1 protein-coding gene is annotated in these 209 nt (G+C 61.2%); it reads right to left on the bottom strand.

All coding sequences use genetic code 11. The features are described from left to right. Window positions 1-209 (bottom strand): beta-ketoacyl synthase N-terminal-like domain-containing protein (locus AC3A6P_RS36240; RefSeq protein WP_487697489.1); only part of this gene is annotated, 209 nt, incomplete at both ends.

The raw sequence follows: 209 nt of genomic DNA, 5'->3' as shown, positions 1-209 counted from the left end.
ACATACCCATCAGCAGCAGCATCAAAGGTCTTACACAACCCATCCGGCGCCAACATCCCCCACCGCGAACACGCGATCGAATTCTCCGGGGAGAGGTTGAGGTTCACGCCGGCGGCCAACGCCTGATCAGTCTCCCGGCGCCGCAAACTCTGACATGCCAAATGCACCGCCACCAACGACGACGAACACGCCGTGTCGATCACCACCGC

The organism is Mycobacterium sp. Soil_C_30 (assembly GCF_057656995.1).
This window is presented reverse-complemented; position numbering and strand designations above follow the sequence as displayed.